The organism is Legionella antarctica, assembly GCF_011764505.1.
In the GTDB taxonomy this organism is placed as follows: Bacteria; Pseudomonadota; Gammaproteobacteria; order Legionellales; family Legionellaceae; genus Legionella; species Legionella antarctica.
Genome location: NZ_AP022839.1, coordinates 293,242 through 316,460 on the forward strand (window position 1 = coordinate 293,242; position 23,219 = coordinate 316,460).

Sequence of the window (23,219 nt, forward strand, 5' to 3'; positions counted from 1 at the left end):
AATTTGCCTGAAAAATTTTAAAAAAACGCTCTGGTTATAGTTTCTAAAGTTCAGCTTAAAAGATAAATTTATCGAGCAATTTACTGCAAAATTTAGGACAATCAATTAACAATGATATTGAGATATGTTTAATAAACAAGGGAAGGCAAGCAATAGGCCTGAATAAGTAGCGGCAAGCCTACTGCGCTAAGAGAATAACTATAATAAACGGACTAAATATTTTATGAACTTATCATCAGTTTCGCACTATTCCAGCATGTTAAAGATAAAGAGTAACTTAAAGTGCGGGGTGTTTTGCTTTGTATTTTCTTTGAACTGTTTCGCCGCTAATAATGAGACTGAGCTTTCAAAAAAAATCGCTGCTATCGAAAAAAAATCGAACTCTATTATGGGTATTACAGCCATTTATATAGAGCAGAATAAGATGATTGTCCATAATAGTGATAAGCGTTTTTTTATGGCAAGTACAATTAAATTGCCAATTGCTTTAGCTTTTTTGCATCGCGTTGATGAAAAAAAAGATTCATTAAGTCGGGTTATTAAGCTCGATTTGCATAACTCAGTTCCTGGCTCTGGAACCCTATATCATTTATTTGAAAAAAGAAAACTCAGCTTGTCTTTGCAACAAATACTTAAGCATATGTTAAGTAACAGTGATAACAGCGCGAGCGATACTCTATTGCAGGCAGTAAATGGCCCTGATTATGTAACGAAACGCATGTATGCCCTCGGATTCAAAAATATTTTAATAAATCGTTCCATTCTGGAAATGTTCCTGGATACAAATCATGTAGACCATTCTTTGTTAAAAAAACCTCGACCGGTATTTTTTTGGCAAAAAACATTTAACAGCATTCCTCTTGAGCAAAAGAAAGTGGCATGGCAGCATTTTCAAAATGACGTGCGAGACACAACCACTCCTGAAGATATGGCTAAATTATTAGTGAAAATATATAAAAAACAGGCTCTTTCAGAATCCAGTACCAATATTCTGATGAAGATTATGGAGCAATGCAGAACAGGCAGAAGTAGAATAAAAGGATTGCTCCCTGCAAATGTAAAAGTAGCTCATAAAACTGGCACATGGGCGATATACGAACAAGATTATTTAAGATATGCAGGATCTAAAAAACTCTATCGCTTTGCCAGTGATGTTGGAATTATCACCTTGCCTCATAATAAAGGGCATATTGCGATTGCTGTATATATTAAATCACGGGAAGCGAGTGACTATTCACGAAGTCGCGCCATTGCTTTAGCTAGCCGGGCTGTTTATGATCACTTTATGAAACAATAAATCATAATGAAGCAAGTATCGATGAACTTAATAGGAGCAATTGGCCCTGTAATGAACAATTGGTAAATAAGGCTAAAGCTCATGAAAAAATATATCTGGTATCATCCATTGTATGTCCTTGAAACACCAGGTCAGGTTCTTAACGGCCAAAAGGCCAATGCAATTAGAAATAACTATGTAATCTTAAATGCAAACGAACTTTATAAAGTGAGTAATGCCGATCATTTAACCCTTGTCGGTCATTCAACTTCCCCGGGATTGACCCAGGATGGAGGGGATACGGGTCTTTATCTTCAGGGAGAAACTGCAATACAAATTGTCGATAGATTAACGAAGTCCGGTCTTTACTGCGCGCCTAAAGTATTATCTTTAGAATGTTGCAGGGCTGCTTTGAAAGATGGAATTGCTCAAAAATTATCGGCTCATCCTTTTTTTAAAAACAGTATTATTGAAGCTAATACAAGTGGGATTGGAAGAAATCCTGGTAATGCGGGTTGGGGAGAAATGGCAGAGGACATATTTGGTCGGGTGGTAATCAACGCAGTAAAAAATCCATGGCTTTTCTTACTCAGAGGATTTACTGTTGCAAGTTGTCTGATATGGGTCCGCATGTCTGGAACAAAATTAAGGAAAAATAAGAGCTATTCATCCATCATTTATAGTTAAAAATTCACTCAAATTAACCTATTTAAACCTACTCAATACCGTATGAATAGTGATTGCTACTACGAATTGTCTTAGGTCATTTTACCACAACTCTATCAGAATGACTTATCCACAAGTCCACAGGTCAGGAGAGCTTCACTTTCTCGTATAGGCCTGTGGGCCTTGTGGGTAAGTCATGACGCTCTCATTTAGGGTTTATGGTCTTTTCCGGCCATAATACACCTCTGCGGGCGTTAAATAATTAAAGGACTGGTGAAGCCTTCGGTTATTATAATACTCAAAATACTCCGTTAAGGCCTAATATAGGCGCGGTTTTCTGGACACAAAAAAAGGTTTTTTAAGAGCTATTCTTCTTAATACAAAGAGGAGAATAAAATGTCTAAAAAGCGAGCTTATTATACGGCGGCCAAGAAGGCAAAAATAACGCTAGCTGCGATTGAGGGGAAACTCACACAAGCGCAAATTACCAGTGAATACGGTGTTCACGCAACGCAGGTAAAAACTTGGAAGCAATCGGCCATCAAAGCCATTAACGATTTATTCTCTGGGGCTAATGAAAAAGAAGCCAAGTCCCAAGAGCAGCTTGTTGAGGCATTATATCAAGAAATTGGTCGACTTCAAGCGCAGCTATCTTGGCTAAAAAAAAAGCATGAACTTTAGTCTGGATGAAAAGCGCGTCATGATTGATCCTCTTGCCGAGCTCACCATTCGTGAACAATGCTTGCTATTAGACTTGCCTGTTTCAAGTTATTATTATAGTGCCAAGCCCATTTCTGTCGAAGATGAAGCGCTTATGGCGCTACTTGATGAGCACTATCTGCAGTATCCATGTGAAGGTAAAATTAAGCGGGCAAGATGGCTGTCAAAAGAAGTAGGCTATCCTGTTGGTAAACGTCGAGTAAAAAAGTTGATGGAAATGATGGGGTTATCGACTGTTTACCCAAAGCCAAATACAAGCGTTCCCAATAAGGAGCATGAGGTGTTCCCTTATTTATTAAAAGAGGTGGATATCACCAAACCAAATCAGGTTTGGGCCGCAGATATCACCTACATCCGCATGAAAGGAAAGCATGTGTATTTAGTAGCTATTATGGACTGGTATAGTCGTTATGTGATTGGATGGGCTATTTCACCTACTATGGAGGCTGAATTTTGTATTGAGGCGCTTAGAAACGCTTTGCTGCATTCGCGTTGTGAGATCTTTAACACGGATCAGGGTTCTCAATTTACCTCAAAAGATTGGATAAATACGCTAAAATCTCACCACATTTCTATCAGCATGGATGGGCGAGGACGTTATTTAGATAATATATTTATCGAGCGATTGTGGCGTAGTGTTAAGCAAGAAAAAATCTACCGGTATGATTTTGATACAATTGAAGAGGTTGAGCTGGCCTTAACGGAGTATTTTGAGTATTATAATAACCGAAGGCTTCACCAGTCCTTTAATTATTTAACGCCCGCAGAGGTGTATTATGGCCGGAAAAGACCATAAACCCTAAATGAGAGCGTCATGACTTACCCACAAGGCCCACAGGCCTATACGAGAAAGTGAAGCTCTCCTGACCTGTGGACTTGTGGATAAGTCATTCTGATAGAGTTGTGGTAAAATGACCTAAGACAATTCGTAGTAGCAATCACTATTCATACGGTATTGAGTAGGTTTAAATAGGTTAATTTGAGTGAATTTTTAACTATAAATGATGGATGAATAGCTCTTATTTTTCCTTAATTTTGTTCCAGACATGCGGACCCATATCAGCCAGCTCAACCTCTTCAATTGTATCAAAATCATACCGGTAGATTTTTTCTTGCTTAACACTACGCCACAATCGCTCGATAAATATATTATCTAAATAACGTCCTCGCCCATCCATGCTGATAGAAATGTGGTGAGATTTTAGCGTATTTATCCAATCTTTTGAGGTAAATTGAGAACCCTGATCCGTGTTAAAGATCTCACAACGCGAATGCAGCAAAGCGTTTCTAAGCGCCTCAATACAAAATTCAGCCTCCATAGTAGGTGAAATAGCCCATCCAATCACATAACGACTATACCAGTCCATAATAGCTACTAAATACACATGCTTTCCTTTCATGCGGATGTAGGTGATATCTGCGGCCCAAACCTGATTTGGTTTGGTGATATCCACCTCTTTTAATAAATAAGGGAACACCTCATGCTCCTTATTGGGAACGCTTGTATTTGGCTTTGGGTAAACAGTCGATAACCCCATCATTTCCATCAACTTTTTTACTCGACGTTTACCAACAGGATAGCCTACTTCTTTTGACAGCCATCTTGCCCGCTTAATTTTACCTTCACATGGATACTGCAGATAGTGCTCATCAAGTAGCGCCATAAGCGCTTCATCTTCGACAGAAATGGGCTTGGCACTATAATAATAACTTGAAACAGGCAAGTCTAATAGCAAGCATTGTTCACGAATGGTGAGCTCGGCAAGAGGATCAATCATGACGCGCTTTTCATCCAGACTAAAGTTCATGCTTTTTTTTTAGCCAAGATAGCTGCGCTTGAAGTCGACCAATTTCTTGATATAATGCCTCAACAAGCTGCTCTTGGGACTTGGCTTCTTTTTCATTAGCCCCAGAGAATAAATCGTTAATGGCTTTGATGGCCGATTGCTTCCAAGTTTTTACCTGCGTTGCGTGAACACCGTATTCACTGGTAATTTGCGCTTGTGTGAGTTTCCCCTCAATCGCAGCTAGCGTTATTTTTGCCTTCTTGGCCGCCGTATAATAAGCTCGCTTTTTAGACATTTTATTCTCCTCTTTGTATTAAGAAGAATAGCTCTTAAAAAACCTTTTTTTGTGTCCAGAAAACCGCGCCTATATTAGTCCTCATGGAACATATACCATTGAGGATGTTATAAAAACAATTTCGCCTTCTGATTTCCATAGACTTTTTTTTACTTATTATGATGCAGGCATCTTGGGTGGCCGAGTTGGCCGATATTGTTTCTTTTCTAAAAATGAAATAACTTTAGAGCAAGCATTGATTTTTGCAAATGAAGATCCAAAGTCAGCTACTTCTAAAGCATTAGATTGTCTCTGGGGGCAGAGCTCTTAGCTTGGCGGTGACCGTGCACCGCCCAACCTGTTGCTTTGTAAAATTTTTATTTTTGTATTACATCTTCATCATTTGATAAAAATTTATCCTGTCATTGACCGCGGGTATTGAATAAATCAAAAAAGGGGTCGCTCTTGCCCCCTCTATAAAACACCCAAATCATCGAACACAGGGTCTTTTAGAGCCTACTGCTTCATTAAAGTACGGCTGTCGCATGATTGCTTTGTCAAAAAATAGAGGAGCTAGTTATCGTTCTTTTTAGTCAAAAAATCATTCGAATAAGCTATATCTGCCCATACACTTCTTTTGTCAACTGCAGTGGAGGGATTGAGTCCAGAGAAAATGGAATGTTTAATTAGAGCGTTCTCTTCTTTAGGTGAGGACTTGTTTGAGTTATCAAGCTTTGACCCTATTGATGGTTGTCGTTGAACGAGCGTTGCTGTTGCCACAGGCAACGTATTTGCATTTCGCTTTTGGGTTTTGGCGACACTTATTACAGAGTGATTTTCTCCTAATTGAAGGCTGCTTGGTTCACGAGCATAAGTACTAGATTCACTGAAAACGGAACCTTTAGATTGAGTTACTGCGGATGTTAGAATCTTGGTTAATTTGTTCTGTGCAGATAAAGACGATGAGTTGGGTGAGCACTCAGGATTTATCTTTGTTGCGGGTTGTCGTTGACGGACTGTTGCTTTTGCTGCAAGCGGCGTAAAAACAGCTCTTTTTTGTGGTTGGGTTACATTTCCGCAGCGACTGTTTAATCGAAGGTTGCTTGGTTCAAGACAACTTCCTTTGATAACAATATCACCTTTTGCAGTCACATGGCTGCTAGTGCCAATGTTACCATTTATTACTACTTCTCCAAGTTTAGACGTAACTTGTCCATTACTACCCAGGCCTTCCAATTGAACTCTGTCCCTAGCTTTAAGCGTGACATGATTACCAGCCCTACCACCCACTTCAATTGCATGAGCATTGATAGTAACTCCATCGAAAATTGAACCTTTAATTTGAACTTTTACCGGGGTTAGAAGTTTGGATTCCTGGCTTTGCGCAGATAAAGATGATGAGTGGCTTGCGATATCGGGTTCTTGGTTATCTGTGATTACAATGTTTCCATAAACTGCGATCTCGTAACCTATATAAGTGTTCCCATCAATTTCTGCTTCGAAGAGTATCGGTTCCTTTTCTATTGATGCGATAGGATGATGTTTACTACCAGATGGCGCGCATCTTGACCAGGTACTTGGAGTGTTAGCCGTAATTTTAAAGCAATTATTGCCAAGATCAGTTATTTGACCTTTGGTATCAATGCGTTTATCACTATTGGCATTTTTTTTATTCCTGCTGAAAGGTTGTTGTGATAATTCAGGTGAAAAATAGGCATTAATCTGAGTATTAGCACCGACATTGCCATTGATAAGCACTGAGCCAAACAGAACTGTAATCTCAGCTCCATTACCTACATTATCCAGAGTTAGATCCTCCCCTATAAGTATAATTTTTTCGCCACTCAATACTTCCTTCATTATTTTCATAATTTTCTCTAAATATAACAAACATGGTGCTCACTATATCACCAAAAAGGATTTTTCTAAATCGTTTTATTTTATATTGTGGTCACTTGTTTAGTATTTGTCATAATTTACAAGAAGCATGCCGAAAACAGCGCTCCACCTAACGGCTATTTAGCTCTAAATCATACTCTCCCGATGTTTACGAAACAAAAAAAACCTGTTGGGTCTATATTTAAACTATGCCTGCCAAGTATTTGGACAAAACATCATGACTTCCAGTACGAAAAAAATAATGCAAATTATTCACAATCCCTTGAATGTTCCAAGCTCAAAGACGGTAGATCGTTCACAAATGACGCTATCCCCTATCGGCAGAATCTGTTTTCGAGGGGACAGTCGTTCGCCAGATGATGTTTTTGCCAAAGGTTTTAAGTTACGTGAAATTATTACTGAAAAACTTTTCAAAAAAATAGAGGACATTCAAACAACACATCTTGATAACAAAGGATTTAATCCACAAAAATTTATAGAAGATGTGGATGCATTAACTGAAATCATAAAAGAGGAGGCGACAGAGGGTTTGGTTAAAGAGTTTTTAGGTCTGCCTTCTTTTTTAAAAGATGGCTGGATCAGTCAGGTTGTTGACTGGGTGGCCAATGATTCCATCGTGGTAATCGAAGACAATCAAAAAGAGGATTTAAAAAAAGGGATTTACCGCCCCTTTGAGTCGCAAAACTTTATTTCCCTATCAAAGCGCTTTAAATCAGCCCTCCTTTTTCCCGTGCCTGGAAGCCTCACTGATAAACCGCTACAGGATAAAACCTATCTATATGCAGTGTATGTTGAAGAAGGATATGATGTGCACATGCAAGGCATTGTCAGCAGTCTGATCAATGCCCATACTTCAGAAAAGGACTTGTTAAGCGCCTTTAAAAAAGCCAATCCACATTTAAGTAAAGAACAAGTGGAGGATCACATAAAGAAAATCACCGTCATTCAGAATATAATGAATATAAGCCTTGAAGATGCTGTGATGATGTATGCAGAGGAAATCGTTTGTAAATCCATTCCTCGCGAACAGATTATTGCAGCAGTAGAAGTTGATCGGCAGCTCAGATTAAATGATGAGAATCAACCCAGTGGAACCTTTAAACTAAAAACCGAAGTGACCGTTAATGAGGATTGCACACGACCCGAGAAAACCATTAAGCAGGTTGAAGACTTTCTAAAACAGGAAATTAAAATAAATCAACAAGCCTATGACAACAAGCCTATGAGCAGGGCGCGGTGGCCAAAGATAAAACGATCCCTGAGCCAGAGGAAGGGTTTCATTCTGGCTTTAATATCGGTTTAAAATAATAAAAACGATAAATTGTTGTGCTTTTTGCTTTAACTACATCCATATTTGCTTGACCACTAAATATTGGGGTCTTCTTCATTTCTGTTTTTTGTTCGGCACAAAGGTTATTATAGGTCATTAAAACTTTAACTCTTTATGTACCAGCCTTAATATGAAAATTATTACGTCCATTCATTTTTTTATAAGCACCCTCTTTATTATTAATAAATTGGGGTATGCATTTTCTTGTCATGAGCCACAGATCATCCATCAAAAACCAATTCAATTTAATAAAGAGCGGATTGCTTTAACTCGTGAATATCAATTAACTCATTATGGTATCGATTCAGAATCAATTGAAATTGAGCCAAGAATGATTGTAGCACATTGGACCTGCATACCCAGTTTGGATGTTACTTTTCGTATCTTTGATTCTCCAGCTTTACCGAAAAATTCGCCACGACGGAGTGATATACCTGGGGAGTTAAATGTTTCGAGTCATTTTTTAGTTGACCGGGATGGAAGTATCTATCAGCTTATGCCAGAAACCTGGATGGCCAGGCATGTTATTGGTCTGAATCATTATGCAATTGGCATTGAAAATATTGGGGGCTTTGAGGGAAAAGATGATTTAACAGAAGAACAAGCCCGAGCAAATGCTTATCTGGTATGCTATTTAACGAAAAAATACCCCACAATAACGCATGTTATTGGGCATAATGATTATTTGAATTTTAAAAAAACCTCTTTGTGGCTTGAAAAAGATCCAACCTACCAAACCGATAAAACAGATCCAGGGCCAGTATTTGTTAATAAAATAAAGAAATTAATTTCCAGGTCATGAGATAAAAATTACTTAATGTATCTAATGTGGGATTTAGTAAGGTATATTTTTATTCACGCAGAAATCATTATCGTACAATAAGCAAAGTTCTTGCTGGTTGAGAAGTACCAAATTTTTTGAAGCACTCAGCTCCTATTGATTGCATAGCGGCACATGGAAATATGGAATGAGTAGAGTCACTTGCAATCTGAATCGTAAACATCTTCCCATTCGAGCATGCTACATTCCAATATGCTGAGTCGTATAAGTCCACTCCCTGGAAAAAGGATTCGATAGCGAGACAAGGCTCACCTGCTGCATTAATAATGTTACTTAATATTTGGGTTTTTTGATCAGACGATCTACTCAGCAAGATCTCATTTGCAACATTAGCATAGGTACTCGAAGCAATTATCGCCATTATCCATCCACCAATAACAGTCATCATAAACTTACTCATAGTGTATCCTTACTTTGAGCCGCATCGACCGAATATATCTGGCCTATATGATGTAATTGTAGGATACGCAACCCATTTCCACACTGATAGGGGTAATTAGGAAGGGGGAACATGTATTCAGTATATGAATAATATAAAGAGCAGCAGCAGAATAATAACTTTACACTGATGCATCTCCAATTTTATGTAAATCCTGCTCTCCAAAAATAGCTGAAGGGTACGTATAATATTTAAACTCCAATAAGTTATTGCTGGGATCTTTAAGAAAAAAGGAATGTAATGCGCTATGATGAGTAAAATATTCTACGATATAACCATTGGTTAAGTACTATAAGAGAATAGCCGCGATGATTATTGAGATAAAAGTTATTTTAGGTGGGATGTTACTTGGATTTGCTGCCGGCCTTATGTTGTTGGTCCGCGGCCAAATACTTGGCTGCAGCGGCATACTTTTTCGTTCATGGAATGTTATGACGCATAGGCCTAATGTTGATAATATTTTATTTATCTTGGGGTTGTTTATAAGTGGAATAGTTTTTAACTACATGCAGACGGTACCCAATCCCATATCTGTTTTCAAAACCGCTCCATGGGTACTATTTATTGGTGGTATCTTGGTTGGTGGCGGTACTTATCTGGGTAGCGGTTGTACAAGCGGACATGGTTTATGTGGCCTGTCACTTTTGCGCAAACGGTCAATAACCGCGGTGGGAATTTTTTTTCCTACTGCAATAATCACTTCATGGTTAGTACATTAAGGAGTAGGGATGCGAGGGCTAATCTCGTTAATAGCGGGTTTGATATTTGGTTCTGGTTTGATTTTAACAGGAATGTATAGTCCAGATATTATCATTGCCGGGCTAAAAATCGGGGCTGAGACGTTCAAGGTTAACTTGTACGCCACTTTTTTTACCGCTTTATCGGTTACTTTTGTATTGTTCCAATTACGCAGATGGCTGGTAAAACCTTTACTGAACCAAAGTTATGAACTCCCCACCCAGGAACAGATTGATTGGCAGCTGATTGCTGGCGCCGGAGTTTTTGGAGTCGGCTGGGGTCTGACTGGAATTTGTCCTGGTCCTAATGTAGTGGGGCTTGGCATTTATTCCTGGCCATTTTATTGGATAAACTTTACTGGCCTCATTATTGGTTTTTTGTTATTGCATTATTTAACTGGCAAATTTATCGGCTCAAAACATTAATATCATATCTTCGTTGAGGCCTTGTTCGATACCCTAATTACTTAGCGAGTGTCGTATAATGTTCTCGGCGAACTACACCGTATTCTGATGCCAGTCTGTTGTGTGCCCCTCTTACTTTCAGCATCTTACTCAAATGTATTCACATAAACTATTTGCTTCGAATTGAGGGCAGTATGCTTAAGGACGGCGAAATTTTCAGCCCCATAGTCTTTGAATTCGCGAATCATCCTTACCGAAGACAACGACTATTTTTCGGGCTTCTTGGATCAGTGATGTCACTAAATATAGTAGAAATTATTTTACTTCGATGAATATCAATCATTTTTAAAAATCTGTTTTTAATGGAACAAATGGTAACCAATTTTATTCAGTTTGCAATTTTAATATGCGCTTGTGCCCTGGGAAGCCAATTCAATTTGGAAGCTGTTAATAAATTGATAATTTAACTTTGCTAAACTATAAATATAACTTGCTAAACTTTATTTAAAAACAGAGTATCAAGAGGCGAAAAATATGGCTAATTTCACTTTGTTTGCTTATGGTACCGGGGAAACGCATACTACCATCCATAATATAATATCCCAATTTTCTAATGCATGCGTTAGTGAAAAAACCATTCTAGACGGTCCTAACATGCTGGGCCTTGAAGTTCAGGCTAATGCGGAACAAGGAACCAAACGCATCCTTGAGTGGCTAAAAGCACAAACTGATGATAAAAACAGCATAAACCTGACCGGATTTAGTCGTGGCTCAGTAACCTGCATTCGCATTGCCAATTTATTACAAAGTAAAAAAAATGATTTAGAGAAGCAAAAGAGTCAAAATCAAGGAAATCTGGGTGCAGAAGATGAAAATCTGCTCAAACGCCTAAACCAGCTCGACTTAAATCTGTTTCTAATGGACCCCGTGGCAGGCCTGACTGATAAAAGTGCTAAAGAGAGCAGGATAATTCCAGAGATGGTTTCCAGTTATGTGGCTGTGTTACAAAAAGACGAACGACGACCTGATTTTAAACCTCAGGATATGACGCGCATCGTGGTAGCCAATCCCCAAAAAACCAAAATGACTATGCTACCGCTGTATGGAAATCATTCTGATACTACCAAAATTAAAGACACAGGGATGGAAAGTGGACCTAAATTAGTATGGTATACCCTACATCAGTTTTTAACCCAAAAAGGCACCCAATTTGCCGAAGATAAAATACCCCCCATCGCCTTCAGTGAGAAACATTCCGATAAGAAAAAGCAAATAAAACCTATTGAGGATCTGACACCAGAGAAACCTGACGCGAAGGAATTATTGAAATTATTTGCTGAGCATCATCAAAACCGCAAAGCCTATCTCAAATCAGGCACAGCTGCTAAACTTTTTGACGGTATACCCGCTCCCAGAACCGAAAGAACGCTAAATCAACATGGCAGATATTATGTTAAAAACTCAGCGTTTTTTATCAACCAATTAGAGCGTGAACTTTTTAAAATTGCCTATCCCAAATCTTTTAACTATTTGTTTGAAAAAAACCTTAAAGACCCACGTTTTCCAGATGATAGCGAAAATTCAAAAGAATTGGTGAGAACTGAGTTGGAGCAGATAGAAAAAAATAATCCTGGGTTATTTAAACGTCTCAGGCATTATGGGGTCGAAAATTCCTCACAAGGAATCACTTTGGGCGGCCCTCGTGGCTATAATTATCTTGAACCGTGCATGAGCATGCAGCAATTACTTCCTGATTTAGTACCTGCTTTAGTAAAAGAACATGCGGAACAAATGAATAAATTACCTTTACTCGAACAGGAAGTATACCGCGTTACTTTTCAATACGAGCGAGAAAAAGGAGAACTTAGTTTTTCCGAGGATAGGTCTAAAGCAGAACGCGCACAGCAAATACGTAAAGAGGTCAATAATCTGATCAACAATGGAACGGAATCTACAGATCAAAAATACGAGCGTGTGCTGGACAAGCTGGAGCAGCATTTCAAAGAGTTAATCCTGAGCAATAGTTCCTCTGATTTAATCCATATGGTAGGAAAAATATTAGCAAAACATGATCGTAACTATGCGGTTAAACAATCCTTGACTAATGAACTTATGGTGACATTAGTTTATAGCACACTTTCCCTAGCCAAAGAAGCCGTTCGTTTTGCGGGTAACCTGGGCTATGTGGGAGGATATTCGTTGTATGCAGTTGGAGCGGCCGTCGAGGCAATTGGTGTCCGGGCTAATGAGTTAATAGGAGATATTGGCTATAACCCTTTGAAACTTGTAGGAGCAATGTGTGCCACTTTGCTTGAGGGCGTTGGCTTTCTGATTAAACATAGCTTTGGCCTAAGGCCTTTAACCCAGTTTTTGACTAATGGGATAAAAGGGATTAGAGATAGCCTGACTCAAGCGATTAACACCACTACTATTGAAAAAATAAATCCGGAGCTTATTAAAACCCTGGAGTCCGAGGTCGAAGAGGCATCCATTCCTATACTCCCTCATGGAGAAGGTTCTAAAACAACTTTCGCAGAGTTTAAACAAGCAGTAACTGAGCTCAGGTCAGATACTAAAGAGGACACCAAGTCAGAACTTAGTGATAATCATGATTTTCAGCCCCTTCCTAACCCTCCTTAGAAATTATACAACGTTTAGGCGGCTGACTAATGAAACATTTTTGCATCAAGGTTCCTGATTATTAATAAGACTTGGGGCAAGTTGATTAACCCTAAGATAAATCAGCGCCTGCGGCTAATCCGTTATATCAACACGTGTCACACCAGGAATTTCCATAACCAAATTTTGTGTATAAGCACTGGAAGGAGTTTGAAAACCTGCCGGAGCCTTGCCTGCTATAATTTTCTCCATAATTGTTACAGCAGTTAAGGCTGTAAACTTATAACCATTAGGCGTAGTTATTAATGCTGCAATTTTTTTTCCCGCCCCATTCGTTACTTCACCATAGATTTTGACTATCGAGTTTTCTCTTTCTTCCACAGTCGGTCCAGCGGGTAATTGATTAATTTTATATGCAACATATCGTTTCACTGGCGACCAGTTAAAGAGTCCTTTCACAGAATTAATCAACTTATTCAAGCGAATCATTTTTTTTGGAAGTGACATATACGTTTCAATATGAGGAATGCCTGTACTCCACCAGCCTGAAGCTAAATCGCCCCACGATACAGTAGTACAAAGTAAGGAAGTGGAGCTGCCAAAGTCAAAAGTACGTGTTTTCCAGCTTAATGGCCTCGTTTTTAAAATACCTTTATCCCGAATCATTGTTCCAGCAGCAATACCTTCCAGCATGGTTCTGGCTGTTCCCCGAGAAACACCAGCTCCAGAGTTTTTTCCATTATTTAATGTTCCTATAGCAAGAACCAATTCACTGGCATCTGGTAATCTGCTTTTCAAATAAGAAGCCAGACAGTCACTGGGAACGACATCAAATCCGGCGCCGGGTAACACCATAACCCCCGCAGCTTTTGCCTGCTCATTAATTGCCATTAACTGTTCAATCACCAGAACTTCGCCAGTTATATCCAAATAATGAGTATGACTAGCAAGACAAGCTTGTACCATTTTTTTATAGGTATGTTGAAATGGTCCTGCACAATGAATAACGGCTATAAATTCCTGCAGCACCCTCTTGGTTTCCTCCAAATGGTTCATATCAAATGCGCGATAATCCAGATTTAAAGCATTAGCCTGTTGAGCTAATTTTTCTTTGTTTCGCCCCCCTAATACCGGGTGGAGTCCTTGTTTAAGACTCAGCTCAGCAATTAAATTCCCTGTATAACCGTATGAGCCATAAATTAAAAAATTATTTTTATTATTCATCCCAAATTCCTGCTATCTTTCTGATTTAATTCATTTTATATTGATTATCTTTCATAATCGAGCTCAAATTAACCCGATGATGACTTCAAACTCCTCATTAATCCAGTTAACATAGATTCCTTAATCTCTTTCCAGTAGAACTATGCGAACAATAAGCCTCCTTGATACTTTAATAACCGAAGTTGATAGCGCCCTTCGCACTCTGCTTCCACCTCTAAAAAGAATACCGATGCGCCCCTCACCTGCTCATGAAATTGCAGATCACCCACTTTCTTCATCAGCTAAAAAACATATTGCCGGATTAATGAGAGTTAATCATGCAGGGGAAGTATGTGCCCAAGCACTTTATCAAGGACAAGCATTAACAGCACAGTTAACCCATATTAAACAACAAATGGTCCAGGCTGCAGCGGAAGAGACCGACCACCTGGCATGGTGCGAAGAGCGCTTGGTTGAATTAGGAAGCAAACCCAGTGTGCTTAATCCTATCTGGTATAGTGGATCCCTTTTATTAGGCGCCCTTGCAGGTTTAGCAGGAGACCAGATCAGCCTGGGATTTGTTGCTGAAACAGAACGACAAGTAACGGCTCATTTGCAACGTCATTTACAAACAATACCGATTGACGATAAAAAAACTAAAATCATTCTTGAAAAGATGCAAGAAGATGAGGAGCACCATGCGACCTTAGCCGTAGCAGCTGGAGCAGCGGAGCTTCCCTACCTCATAAAACAATTAATGAGAGTGGTATCGAAATTAATGACCAAAAGCAGTTATTATTTATAACCTAGGAAGATTAAGATTGGACACCAATACCCTGTTTATCCTTTTTGTTGTATTCATAGCTTTCGTTTTTGAATTCATCAATGGATTTCATGACGCAGCCAATTCCATTGCAACTATTGTAACTACCGGGGTATTAACCCCCAGGCAGGCAGTAATATGGGCTGCTTTTTTTAATTTTATTGCCTTTCTCATTTTTAATTTAATGGTGGCCAAAACAATTGGTAACGGACTTATTGACACCAGTCTTGTCGATGCCCCATTAATTCTGGCAGCCCTGATAGGTGCCATCTTCTGGAGTTTGGTTACCTGGTACTATGGCTTACCCTCGAGCTCCTCTCATGCCCTGATTGGAGGACTGGCGGGAGCTGCCCTAGCGAAAGGAGGCTTTTCATCGCTTAAGCTTTCGGGCTTTGTTAAAGTAGCTATCGGTATCGTTTTATCACCGACTATAGGGCTATTAATCGGTTTATTATTCACTTTCTTGTTAAGCAAATTACTCAAATACTTTAGTGAAGAATATCTGAATAAACTGTTTAAAGGTTTGCAACTTGCCTCTTCAGCGTTACTTAGTCTGACCCACGGCGGTAATGATGCCCAAAAAACCATGGGGATCATTGCTGTCCTGCTTTTTTCCGCCTCATGGATAGATGGCGAATTTTATGTGCCTTTTTGGGTGGTTATCTCTTGTCATGCGGTGATTAGTTTGGGCACTTTGTTTGGGGGTTGGCGCATCGTCAAAACGTTGGGAATCAAAATAACCAAGTTAAATACATTAAAAGGTTGTGCCGCTGAAACTGCTGCTGCGCTTACTATTTTTGTCGCAACGGACGGTGGAATACCTGTTTCAACAACCCATACGGTAACTGGAGCCATTGCTGGGGTGGGTTTATTCAATGGCCTTGATGGCGCACATTGGCACATACTAAGAAAAATTTTCCTTTCCTGGGCGCTCACCATTCCTGCCGCAGCAATGATTGCCGCGGCAATCATACTCTCTTTTAATTAATGTAACATCCGTTTGAGATAAGGAAACGGATCTTACTTTTTTATCATCTCCAAAGCACTGTTCTTTTGACTGTAAACAAAATAAATAACGCAACCAATGATCATCCAAATCAGAAAACGTAGCAGTGTAACCCAGGGTAAATTAGTAATCAGGTAGAAACAGCTGATTATTCCCAAAATGGGTACATAGGGCATTGCCGGTGTTTTAAATGGGCGATGCATGTCAGGCTGGGTTCGACGTAAATATAAAACACCAGAGCACACGACAATAAAGGCAAAAAGAGTACCTACATTAACTAACTCAGCTAAATCATCGATGGGAACTATTGCAGAGATTGAGGCCATCAAAAAGCCACAGACTAAAATAATTCGCACTGGAGTTTTAGTGCGCTCATTAGTTCTGGAAAATAATTTGGGCAGCAAGCCATCTCGAGCCATTGCTAAGAACACACGGGTTAAACCATAAAATAATACCAACATTACCGTAGTCAGTCCTGCTATGGCGCCAACCCCAACGAAACCTGCAGCGACTCTATGACCTAACATAAGTAGAGAGTGACTGATTGGAGATGCAACATTCAAAGTGGGGTAGTAAGCTATGGCTGTCAGTAAGCCGGAAACTATTATATATAAAACAGTACAAATAATTAATGAACCAATGATTCCTCTAGGTAAATCACGCTGGGGATTTATTGCCTCCTCTGCAGCAGTAGAAACAGCATCAAAACCTATATAGGCAAAAAATATTAACGAAGCCCCCTTCATAACGCCCATCCACCCAAAAGGCATAAAAGGAGACCAGTTTTCAGTACGAACCTCAGTAGATGCAATAGCGATAAATACCAAAATGACCGTAAGCTTGGTGATAACCATCAGATTATTAAACCGGGTACTGGATTTAACACCTGCAATCAATAACCCGGTCAAGGTCGCTATGATAATAAATGCCAATAAATTGATAACGCCACCATCTAACGGCCCATGTAATAAAAATTTAGGCAGGTTTATTTTCATGGCCCTCAGTAAATCATTAGCATAGCCACTCCACCCGACAGAAACCGCTGAAACAGAGATGGAATATTCCAATATCAGGTCCCAGCCAACTATCCAGGCAATTAACTCGCCAAATCCTGCATAAGCATAGCCATAGGCACTACCACATCCCCCGATAGCAGCGGCAAGTTCTGCATAAGATAAAGCCGCAAAAGCACAGGCAATTCCGGCGACTACATAAGAAAGTATGACTGCTGGACCTGCATAGGTTGCAGCAACTATTCCGGTGAGAATAAAAATACCGGCACCAATAATGGCACCTACTCCCAAAAAAGTCAGATCAAAAGCAGTCAGACACTGCGCCAAATGAGATTCATTATCTAATGATCCAGCAATATCTTTTTTGCGAAACAAGTCCATGATAGTATGCTCTGAGGTTTGAGACTTTTATTTTAACGTTTTTATTCGCTATTTAAAATATAGTGTCTGATTAACATCTGTCCAACTGAAATCTTTCAAAATTAAACTCTAGCACTAAAAGACTACCAGTAGAAACCCCGGAAAGGTTGAAATTTGAATGAAAAAATTAATTACCAGCTTATTCATGTGTATTTCCCTGAATGCTTTTACTGCAAAAGATCCCAGTTCATGCAGCCATTGGCTGTCATTGTTTAAACCTATTTGCCAACGTCTTCAACAGGTGTGGTCTGATGGAGATACTGACCTTTATTTGTCTGGTTATGCGTGGCATAACAGATATATTTATTCACGGGAAAAAATCAAAACCTACAACGAAAATGCCTGGGGTGGGGGGCTTGGTAAAAGTCTATTTGATGAAAAAGGTAATTGGCATGCTCTCTACGCCATTGCTTTCCTTGATTCTCATGGGCATGTAGAACCTGCAGCCGGGTATGCCTACTCAAAAATGCTCAGTATCACCAAAGACCTAAGAGCAGGATTAGGCTATTCTGTGCTAGTCACTTCGCGAGTTGATATTAATCACAACATTCCTTTTCCAGGTGCTGTTCCATGGGCTTCTGTGTTTTTTAAGAAAGTATCCATAGGGGCTGCGTATATCCCGGGGAACTCAAAAAATGGAAACGTACTGTACCTCGTTAGTAAGTATACATTTTAATGACCCTACCTCTAACCACCGCCCCTTTAGCCGGTCAAAACTAAAATCCTTTTTTGCTAGTTATACCCATAATGTGCTATGTTTTCTAAAGGATTAATATTCAGGACCGTTAAAAATGCAATCATTTATTGAGCAAGCTCAAACATACGCCTCATATCACCAGAATGTGATAACTCGTTATACCCATCTGGCAGGTGTGCCAATCATTATACTGTCTTTAATGATCTTGTTAGGCTTTATTAAAATAATTATGCCTGGCGTTTTTGCAATCACCCTTGCCTGCCTGACTACCTTGGCCATTTTGGTTTATTATTATCGCCTTAACTGGCAACTTGCCTTGGCGTTGACCCCAATTTTGCTCATTTTATTATGGTTTTCTAGTTTGTTTAGCCATCATGGACCTACAAAACTGGGAATATGGGCCTTTATCATTACTTTTGTCGTGGGATGGGGCCTTCAGCTTTATGGTCATTTTATAGAGGCAAAAAAACCAGCTTTTATGACTAACTTATCTCAGGCTCTTATTGCACCGCTATTCCTGACTGCTGAGCTATTTTTCATGTTCGGATACATGAGCTCATTAAAAGAACAAATTTATGGCTCTGGCGTAGAAGAAGTGAACAGATAATCCCCCTATCAGGACCAGTTGACTATCTAAATCCCGCAACGTGTTCGCGGGATTTAGATAGAACCTAAGAACCCAGATAATAATGTTTTGTGGGATGCTGCTGGATGACCTAAAAACATACTGAGAGTTCCAGTACCAATTAACTGCCTACTCTTCAAAAAGACAGTAGGGCTGTGTTTTGTAGTTGTCCAAAATAACTGTTTTTGGGGTTTGTTTTTTTCAAAACGGGAAGAAACGCTCAGAAAAACAATCTATTTTCTGCCATATTAACACTCTTGTAGTATAATTACAGTACATATACATGCAAGGATGTGTTTATGAAAAAAATAATTATCACTATATTACTGCTAGTACCGATTGCATTTTTGACGGGTTGCACGGCAAAAACCTATTATGGTTCTAATTATAACAGGACATACGTTTATTCAGGAACGGACGACTTATTCTCCAGGCGGGTAGATTATTTAGGTTACGGATTGGGCGGCCGAGGATTTGGCGGTTATGGGATGGGTGGTTATGGACTGGTTGGTTATGGGGGTCAACCGCCAGGTATGTAAAAAAATCTTTATGTTTGCTGGGCTTTGCAGCTGAACCAAAGCTAGATTTTTCTTTATTCTGACGTTCAGGAGCCTTAAGTAACCTGAGTAGATTGATAGCGGCAAGTTGCACTAACCGCTGTCAAACTCAGTATTATTCCCCTGAAAATTGTGGCATCCTGATTTTAAAGCAATGATGAATTTTGTGATTGCGTTTAAAGTCCTGATCTATGGTTTGACTGGTGATATCCACTACCGCATACTTCTCTTCAAGCTGGAGATCCAGTTTAAATTGGCGAAAATTGGTAGAAAAGTACAAAACACCATCAGGATTTAACAACCGCATGGCCGAGTTTAATAAAGCAACGTGATCTCTTTGAATATCCAAAGTATCCATCATCCGCTTTGAATTAGAAAAACTGGGGGGATCCAAAAAAATCACATCAAATTTATCGCGAGTTGTTTTCATCCACTCACGACAATCGAGCTGTACAAATTGATGCTTGGCTAAAGCAATATGATTTAATCTGAAATTATCTTCTGCCCAACGCAGATAGGTATTGGAAAGATCCACGTTTGTGGTGACAGCTCCAGCTAATGCAGCGTGTACACTGGCACTTGCCGTGTAGCAAAAACAGTTAAGAAATCGCGTCCCAGGATTCAATTCGGCGAAGCGTAAACGTAAAGGGCGATGATCTAAAAATAAGCCCGTATCTAAATAATCATATAAATTTACTTTTAATTTGGCCTGACCTTCCGAAACGATCATAGTATGATGCCTTTGATCCATTTTATGATATTGTTCAGTACCTTTTTGTTGTTTACGCTGTTTAACCACTAATTTATCTACTGCAATCCCTAACGCCCTGGGAACAACTTGCATCACTTCAAGGCTACGCTTCTCAGCCTTATGAACGGGAATACTGGATGGGGCGGCATATTCTTGTAACACCGCATAATCATTATAGAGATCAATAGCATACGCATATTCTGGTAAGTCAGCATCATAGACTCGATAACAGGAAATATGATTTTTTTTCGCCCATTTATTTAAATGGTGGTAATTTTTTTCCAGGCGATTAAACAGCATTTGCGCGTTAGGAGATAAGGTACTACTCATAGCCCCTTTTAATTCATTCTCAACTGAAATAGTGAGGCAATATAATTTACACTCCAATGGACCGTTATACAAAGTATATTGTTTTCCTGCACGAAGTCCTATGGCTTTGGCCAGCAATGGATTGGAGGTCAAAACAGCAGCTTGCCAACCTTGATAGTGGCGATGCAAGGCAATCCCCAGCTGCTGGTAAACAGGAACAAGTCCGGTGGCGTCCCCCAATCGTTCGCCATAAGGAGGATTACATACCAGCAAGCCTTTATTCACTAAAGGTTTAATCTCTTTCACGGGTAGGGTATCAAATGTAACCAGGGGTAAAACCCCGGCACGCTCTGCATTGGCATGTGCTATTGATATTGATCTGCTGTCTGCATCTGTTCCTAATAATTTAACCGCAAGCGGCTTGACTTGTTGTAAGGCTTGAGAACGTAATTTTTCCCACAAGGTACTCTGATGCTGTGCCCAATATTGCAACGACTGATCGTGACGCAGTAAACCTGGGGCAATATGAGCAGCCATCATAGCTGCTTCGATAATCAATGTACCCGCACCACAAAACGGGTCCTGTAAACTGTAACCTTTAGCCGCCAATTCAGGCCATTTCGCACGTACTAATAATGCCGCGGCAACATTTTCTTTCAAGGGAGCCATTCCCGCTTTACCCCGATAACCCCTTTGGTGCAAACTATACCCTGTCACATCAAAACTAACGGTTAGAATGTCATTTTTTAAGTGCGCATGAATACGAACCTGAGGTCTTTCTTTATCAACAGAAGGCCGAGAACCGTTTAGTCTGCGAAAATGATCCACTATTCCATCTTTCACCACCTGGGCACCATACATCGTATTGCGTATTTGCTCAGAAGCACCATGAAATTCAATCGCGATGGTTTTGTCATGAGTAAAAACGGTTTGCCAGTGGAATTCTGTACATAACTGATGCAAAGCCTGTTCATTAGCAGTATGACCACTAAACAAAATTAATTGAACCCGGTTGGCTATTCTGGACCAAAGACAAAGTTGATAGATAACCAATAAACTGGCATCCCCATAAACTCCCTGGGGATTCACGCGGGTCACAATCAATCCCAGAGCCTTAACTTCTTCTTCCAGTAAATATTCCAATCCTTTAGGACAGCTTATAAACAACGAGTAATTCATTTTATAGAGGACCTTAAATAACGAAAAAGCACCTTGGCAGCACCTGAATTTTTTTCCTTTAGCCGATCTTCCACTGCTTTTTTAATCAACTGTCTTAATTGCTGTACGTCTTCTGGTTGGTAAATATTAATAAACTCGGTCAGGGCATCTTTACCATCTTCTATTAGCCTGTCACGCCAGAGTTCTACCTCATGAAAGTTTGCTGTGACAGCACTATCTTCTTCCAGGATTTGTTCATAAGCGGTAAGAATTGCCTCATAATCAGCAGCCCGCATCAGCTTTCCAATTAATTGAGCCTGACGTCTCTTTGCTCCATGACTTTTAATTGATTTGGCATCGATAATCGCTTTACGCAAATTATCAGTAAGCGGCAGAGAGTCCAGTTTGGTCAAACTGAGTTCAATAAATGCCACGCCAATTTTCTGCAACGAATCGGCCTCTCTTTTCTTCTGTGATTTACTGACTGGTTCTTCCATAGCATTCACTGTAATAAAAATTGTGCTGATTATACTATAGATGTCTAAAGCCCGATACCACAGGCTTTAGAGAAGTAACTGATTCCACGAGATCTATGTATTAGAGATAAAGGCTTCCAAACCAACCGCATCGAGTGCCTCACGTGCCTGTTGTGCAATATAATAATGGACCTTATCCGTAGGATGAACATGATCCCAAAATACATAACCATCACAATTAAGCGGCTCCGCCTTATTTTTAAAGGGTGCTAATTGATATAGATAACTGGCAGACGCAGCTTCTCTTAACTCCGGATTATTTTTAATCATCTCCCAGTGTGCTGAATCAAATCTGGGATCTTGCTCTTTTAGAAAACCAAATAAAGATTGATCATCAGGTCGATAATGAAGCAACCAACCAGAGTAACTTCCCATATAACAAGGATCGACCACGTTTGAAAAACCATAATCCTGCGCATGATCTATTGCACCATTAAAAAAGGAATAAAGATCAAAATAAACAAAGGTTGCATCTGTATGTTTTAATTTCAATGCATCAACTTTAGCGGCTAATTTACGATTGTGGACTATTGTCAGCTCAGTAAGCAGCGTCTGAAGATGGGTGTCTGCGGCCTGAGGCAGCCGCCCGAGATCCGGTATATTGGGTATAAAAAATTTATTTCCGCCATAACTGATAAGACGTTCTATTGTAACCTCAATCGCATCAACTACGGAGTCGGTAATATCATCTATATTCGTTGGGCCATTCAAGTAATTATTAGCCCCTATCCAAATCATATATAAACTGGACTCCTTCTTGCCATAAGTATTCCAGTAAAGATAATCATTTAATTCAATCGCGAGAGTAAAGGGCAGACTCTGTTTATAAGATAAAACAGCGCCAGCACCTCCTACAGCATAATTTTGGAACCCTTCTGAATACTCTTGAGGATAATAAGAATTATAAAGTTGCTCGACCCATAGAATCCCATTTGAAAAACGGCCTTGAAAATAGGGTGGAGAGACCGGGAATTTATACCACATATAACGGTATAAATTCCCGGTATCAGACAGACTGTCTCCAAAAATAACCATGGTATCAAAACGCTTGTCTGCTGCGAAACAAAAAGCTGAAAAGAGTAATCCTAAAACCATACATATTAATTTTTTCATAAGTCTATCCTTGAC

Annotated in this window: 23 protein-coding genes and 1 pseudogene; 14 read left to right on the forward strand and 10 right to left on the reverse strand. The window is 39.6% G+C overall.

Annotated features, from left to right (window positions below; genetic code table 11):
- The first annotated feature begins 223 nt into the window (after nt 1-223).
- Both bla and HRS36_RS01505 read left to right on the forward strand, forming a co-directional pair.
- Nucleotides 224-1,297 carry a class A beta-lactamase gene (gene bla / locus HRS36_RS01500; protein ID WP_226905541.1) on the forward strand — a complete coding sequence of 358 codons (1,074 nt, stop codon included), beginning with the start codon at nt 224-226 and terminating at the stop codon, nt 1,295-1,297.
- A gap of 81 nt (nt 1,298-1,378) precedes the next feature.
- Nucleotides 1,379-1,963 carry a hypothetical protein gene (locus HRS36_RS01505; RefSeq protein WP_173235864.1) on the forward strand — a complete coding sequence of 195 codons (585 nt, stop codon included), beginning with the start codon at nt 1,379-1,381 and terminating at the stop codon, nt 1,961-1,963.
- A 195-nt stretch (nt 1,964-2,158) separates the two neighbouring features.
- On the opposite strand, the pseudogene HRS36_RS18990 reads toward HRS36_RS01505, so the two are convergent.
- Nucleotides 2,159-2,233, reverse strand: a pseudogene (locus tag HRS36_RS18990) (hypothetical protein); the annotation flags it as partial.
- Nucleotides 2,234-2,338: 105 nt separating this feature from the next.
- Here HRS36_RS18990 and HRS36_RS01510 point away from each other — a divergent pair.
- The gene (locus HRS36_RS01510) at nt 2,339-2,623 is read left to right on the forward strand and encodes a transposase (RefSeq protein ID WP_173235475.1); all 285 of its coding nucleotides are present in this window, start codon (nt 2,339-2,341) and stop codon (nt 2,621-2,623) included.
- Nucleotides 2,613-3,458 (forward strand): IS3 family transposase, encoded by an 846-nt coding sequence (locus HRS36_RS01515; RefSeq protein ID WP_173235473.1) that lies wholly within the window; start codon nt 2,613-2,615, stop codon nt 3,456-3,458. Before HRS36_RS01510 ends, HRS36_RS01515 begins: the two co-directional genes overlap by 11 nt.
- A 223-nt stretch (nt 3,459-3,681) precedes the next feature.
- Here HRS36_RS01515 and HRS36_RS01520 read toward each other — a convergent pair whose 3' ends face one another.
- The 3 genes from HRS36_RS01520 to HRS36_RS01530 form a co-directional block, all read right to left on the reverse strand.
- Nucleotides 3,682-4,470: an IS3 family transposase gene (locus HRS36_RS01520; protein ID WP_173235866.1), complete on the reverse strand. Its 789-nt coding sequence runs from the start codon at nt 4,468-4,470 to the stop codon at nt 3,682-3,684.
- Entirely contained in the window at nt 4,460-4,744 is a 285-nt protein-coding gene (locus tag HRS36_RS01525; protein ID WP_173235475.1) for a transposase, read from the reverse strand. The genes HRS36_RS01520 and HRS36_RS01525 overlap by 11 nt, the downstream gene beginning before the upstream one ends.
- Nucleotides 4,745-5,296: 552 nt before the next feature.
- On the reverse strand, nt 5,297-6,592 hold the full coding sequence (locus HRS36_RS01530) for a hypothetical protein (RefSeq protein WP_173235868.1): 1,296 nt from the start codon (nt 6,590-6,592) through the stop codon (nt 5,297-5,299).
- A gap of 247 nt (nt 6,593-6,839) precedes the next feature.
- Here HRS36_RS01530 and HRS36_RS01535 point away from each other — a divergent pair, with 247 nt between their 5' ends.
- Entirely contained in the window at nt 6,840-7,925 is a 1,086-nt protein-coding gene (locus tag HRS36_RS01535) for a hypothetical protein (protein WP_173235870.1), read from the forward strand.
- Nucleotides 7,926-8,082: 157 nt separating this feature from the next.
- Complete coding sequence (locus HRS36_RS01540) at nt 8,083-8,754, forward strand: N-acetylmuramoyl-L-alanine amidase (RefSeq protein ID WP_173235872.1); 672 nt, start codon at nt 8,083-8,085, stop codon at nt 8,752-8,754.
- 67 nt (nt 8,755-8,821) lie between these two features.
- Here HRS36_RS01540 and HRS36_RS01545 read toward each other — a convergent pair whose 3' ends face one another.
- Nucleotides 8,822-9,193: a hypothetical protein gene (locus tag HRS36_RS01545; RefSeq protein ID WP_173235874.1), complete on the reverse strand. Its 372-nt coding sequence runs from the start codon at nt 9,191-9,193 to the stop codon at nt 8,822-8,824.
- A 347-nt stretch (nt 9,194-9,540) separates the two neighbouring features.
- Here HRS36_RS01545 and HRS36_RS01550 point away from each other — a divergent pair, with 347 nt between their 5' ends.
- The 3 genes from HRS36_RS01550 (at nt 9,541) to HRS36_RS01560 (ending at nt 13,014) form a co-directional block, all read left to right on the forward strand.
- Nucleotides 9,541-9,951: a YeeE/YedE family protein gene (locus tag HRS36_RS01550; protein WP_173235876.1), complete on the forward strand. Its 411-nt coding sequence runs from the start codon at nt 9,541-9,543 to the stop codon at nt 9,949-9,951.
- Nucleotides 9,952-9,960: 9 nt separating this feature from the next.
- Nucleotides 9,961-10,395, forward strand: coding sequence for a DUF6691 family protein (locus tag HRS36_RS01555; protein WP_173235878.1), 435 nt, complete (start codon nt 9,961-9,963; stop codon nt 10,393-10,395).
- Between the two features lie 513 nt (nt 10,396-10,908).
- Entirely contained in the window at nt 10,909-13,014 is a 2,106-nt protein-coding gene (locus HRS36_RS01560) for a DUF5621 domain-containing protein (RefSeq protein ID WP_173235880.1), read from the forward strand.
- A 114-nt stretch (nt 13,015-13,128) separates the two neighbouring features.
- On the opposite strand, the gene HRS36_RS01565 is transcribed toward HRS36_RS01560, so the two are convergent.
- Nucleotides 13,129-14,217 carry a saccharopine dehydrogenase family protein gene (locus HRS36_RS01565; RefSeq protein WP_173235882.1) on the reverse strand — a complete coding sequence of 363 codons (1,089 nt, stop codon included), beginning with the start codon at nt 14,215-14,217 and terminating at the stop codon, nt 13,129-13,131.
- A 142-nt stretch (nt 14,218-14,359) separates the two neighbouring features.
- Here HRS36_RS01565 and coq7 point away from each other — a divergent pair, with 142 nt between their 5' ends.
- Both coq7 and HRS36_RS01575 read left to right on the forward strand, forming a co-directional pair.
- The gene (gene coq7, locus HRS36_RS01570; protein WP_173235884.1) at nt 14,360-15,001 is read left to right on the forward strand and encodes a 2-polyprenyl-3-methyl-6-methoxy-1,4-benzoquinone monooxygenase; all 642 of its coding nucleotides are present in this window, start codon (nt 14,360-14,362) and stop codon (nt 14,999-15,001) included.
- 16 nt (nt 15,002-15,017) lie between these two features.
- On the forward strand, nt 15,018-16,007 hold the full coding sequence (locus tag HRS36_RS01575; RefSeq protein WP_173235886.1) for an inorganic phosphate transporter: 990 nt from the start codon (nt 15,018-15,020) through the stop codon (nt 16,005-16,007).
- 32 nt (nt 16,008-16,039) lie between these two features.
- On the opposite strand, the gene HRS36_RS01580 is transcribed toward HRS36_RS01575, so the two are convergent.
- Entirely contained in the window at nt 16,040-17,419 is a 1,380-nt protein-coding gene (locus HRS36_RS01580) for an amino acid permease (RefSeq protein WP_173235888.1), read from the reverse strand.
- A gap of 184 nt (nt 17,420-17,603) precedes the next feature.
- Between HRS36_RS01580 and pagP the strand changes: the two genes are divergently transcribed.
- From pagP to HRS36_RS01595, 3 genes are all read left to right on the forward strand, one after another.
- A complete protein-coding gene (gene pagP, locus HRS36_RS01585) occupies nt 17,604-18,134 on the forward strand; it encodes a lipid IV(A) palmitoyltransferase PagP (protein WP_420814319.1) in 531 nt (176 codons plus the stop codon).
- Between the two features lie 115 nt (nt 18,135-18,249).
- Entirely contained in the window at nt 18,250-18,762 is a 513-nt protein-coding gene (locus HRS36_RS01590) for an Mpo1 family 2-hydroxy fatty acid dioxygenase (RefSeq protein ID WP_173235892.1), read from the forward strand.
- 317 nt (nt 18,763-19,079) lie between these two features.
- Nucleotides 19,080-19,319 (forward strand): EexN family lipoprotein, encoded by a 240-nt coding sequence (locus tag HRS36_RS01595; RefSeq protein ID WP_173235894.1) that lies wholly within the window; start codon nt 19,080-19,082, stop codon nt 19,317-19,319.
- Between the two features lie 133 nt (nt 19,320-19,452).
- Here the strand turns inward: HRS36_RS01595 and rlmKL are convergent, their stop codons facing one another.
- The 3 genes from rlmKL to HRS36_RS01610 all read right to left on the reverse strand — a co-directional run bounded on the left by rlmKL (nt 19,453) and on the right by HRS36_RS01610 (nt 23,204).
- Nucleotides 19,453-21,576, reverse strand: a complete 2,124-nt coding sequence (gene rlmKL / locus HRS36_RS01600) for a bifunctional 23S rRNA (guanine(2069)-N(7))-methyltransferase RlmK/23S rRNA (guanine(2445)-N(2))-methyltransferase RlmL (RefSeq protein WP_173235896.1) — start codon at nt 21,574-21,576, stop codon at nt 19,453-19,455.
- Nucleotides 21,573-22,052, reverse strand: coding sequence for a ribosome biogenesis factor YjgA (gene yjgA / locus HRS36_RS01605; protein ID WP_173235898.1), 480 nt, complete (start codon nt 22,050-22,052; stop codon nt 21,573-21,575). The genes rlmKL and yjgA overlap by 4 nt, the downstream gene beginning before the upstream one ends.
- 93 nt (nt 22,053-22,145) lie before the next feature.
- The gene (locus tag HRS36_RS01610) at nt 22,146-23,204 is read right to left on the reverse strand and encodes an SGNH/GDSL hydrolase family protein (RefSeq protein WP_173235900.1); all 1,059 of its coding nucleotides are present in this window, start codon (nt 23,202-23,204) and stop codon (nt 22,146-22,148) included.
- Nucleotides 23,205-23,219 lie beyond the last annotated feature (15 nt).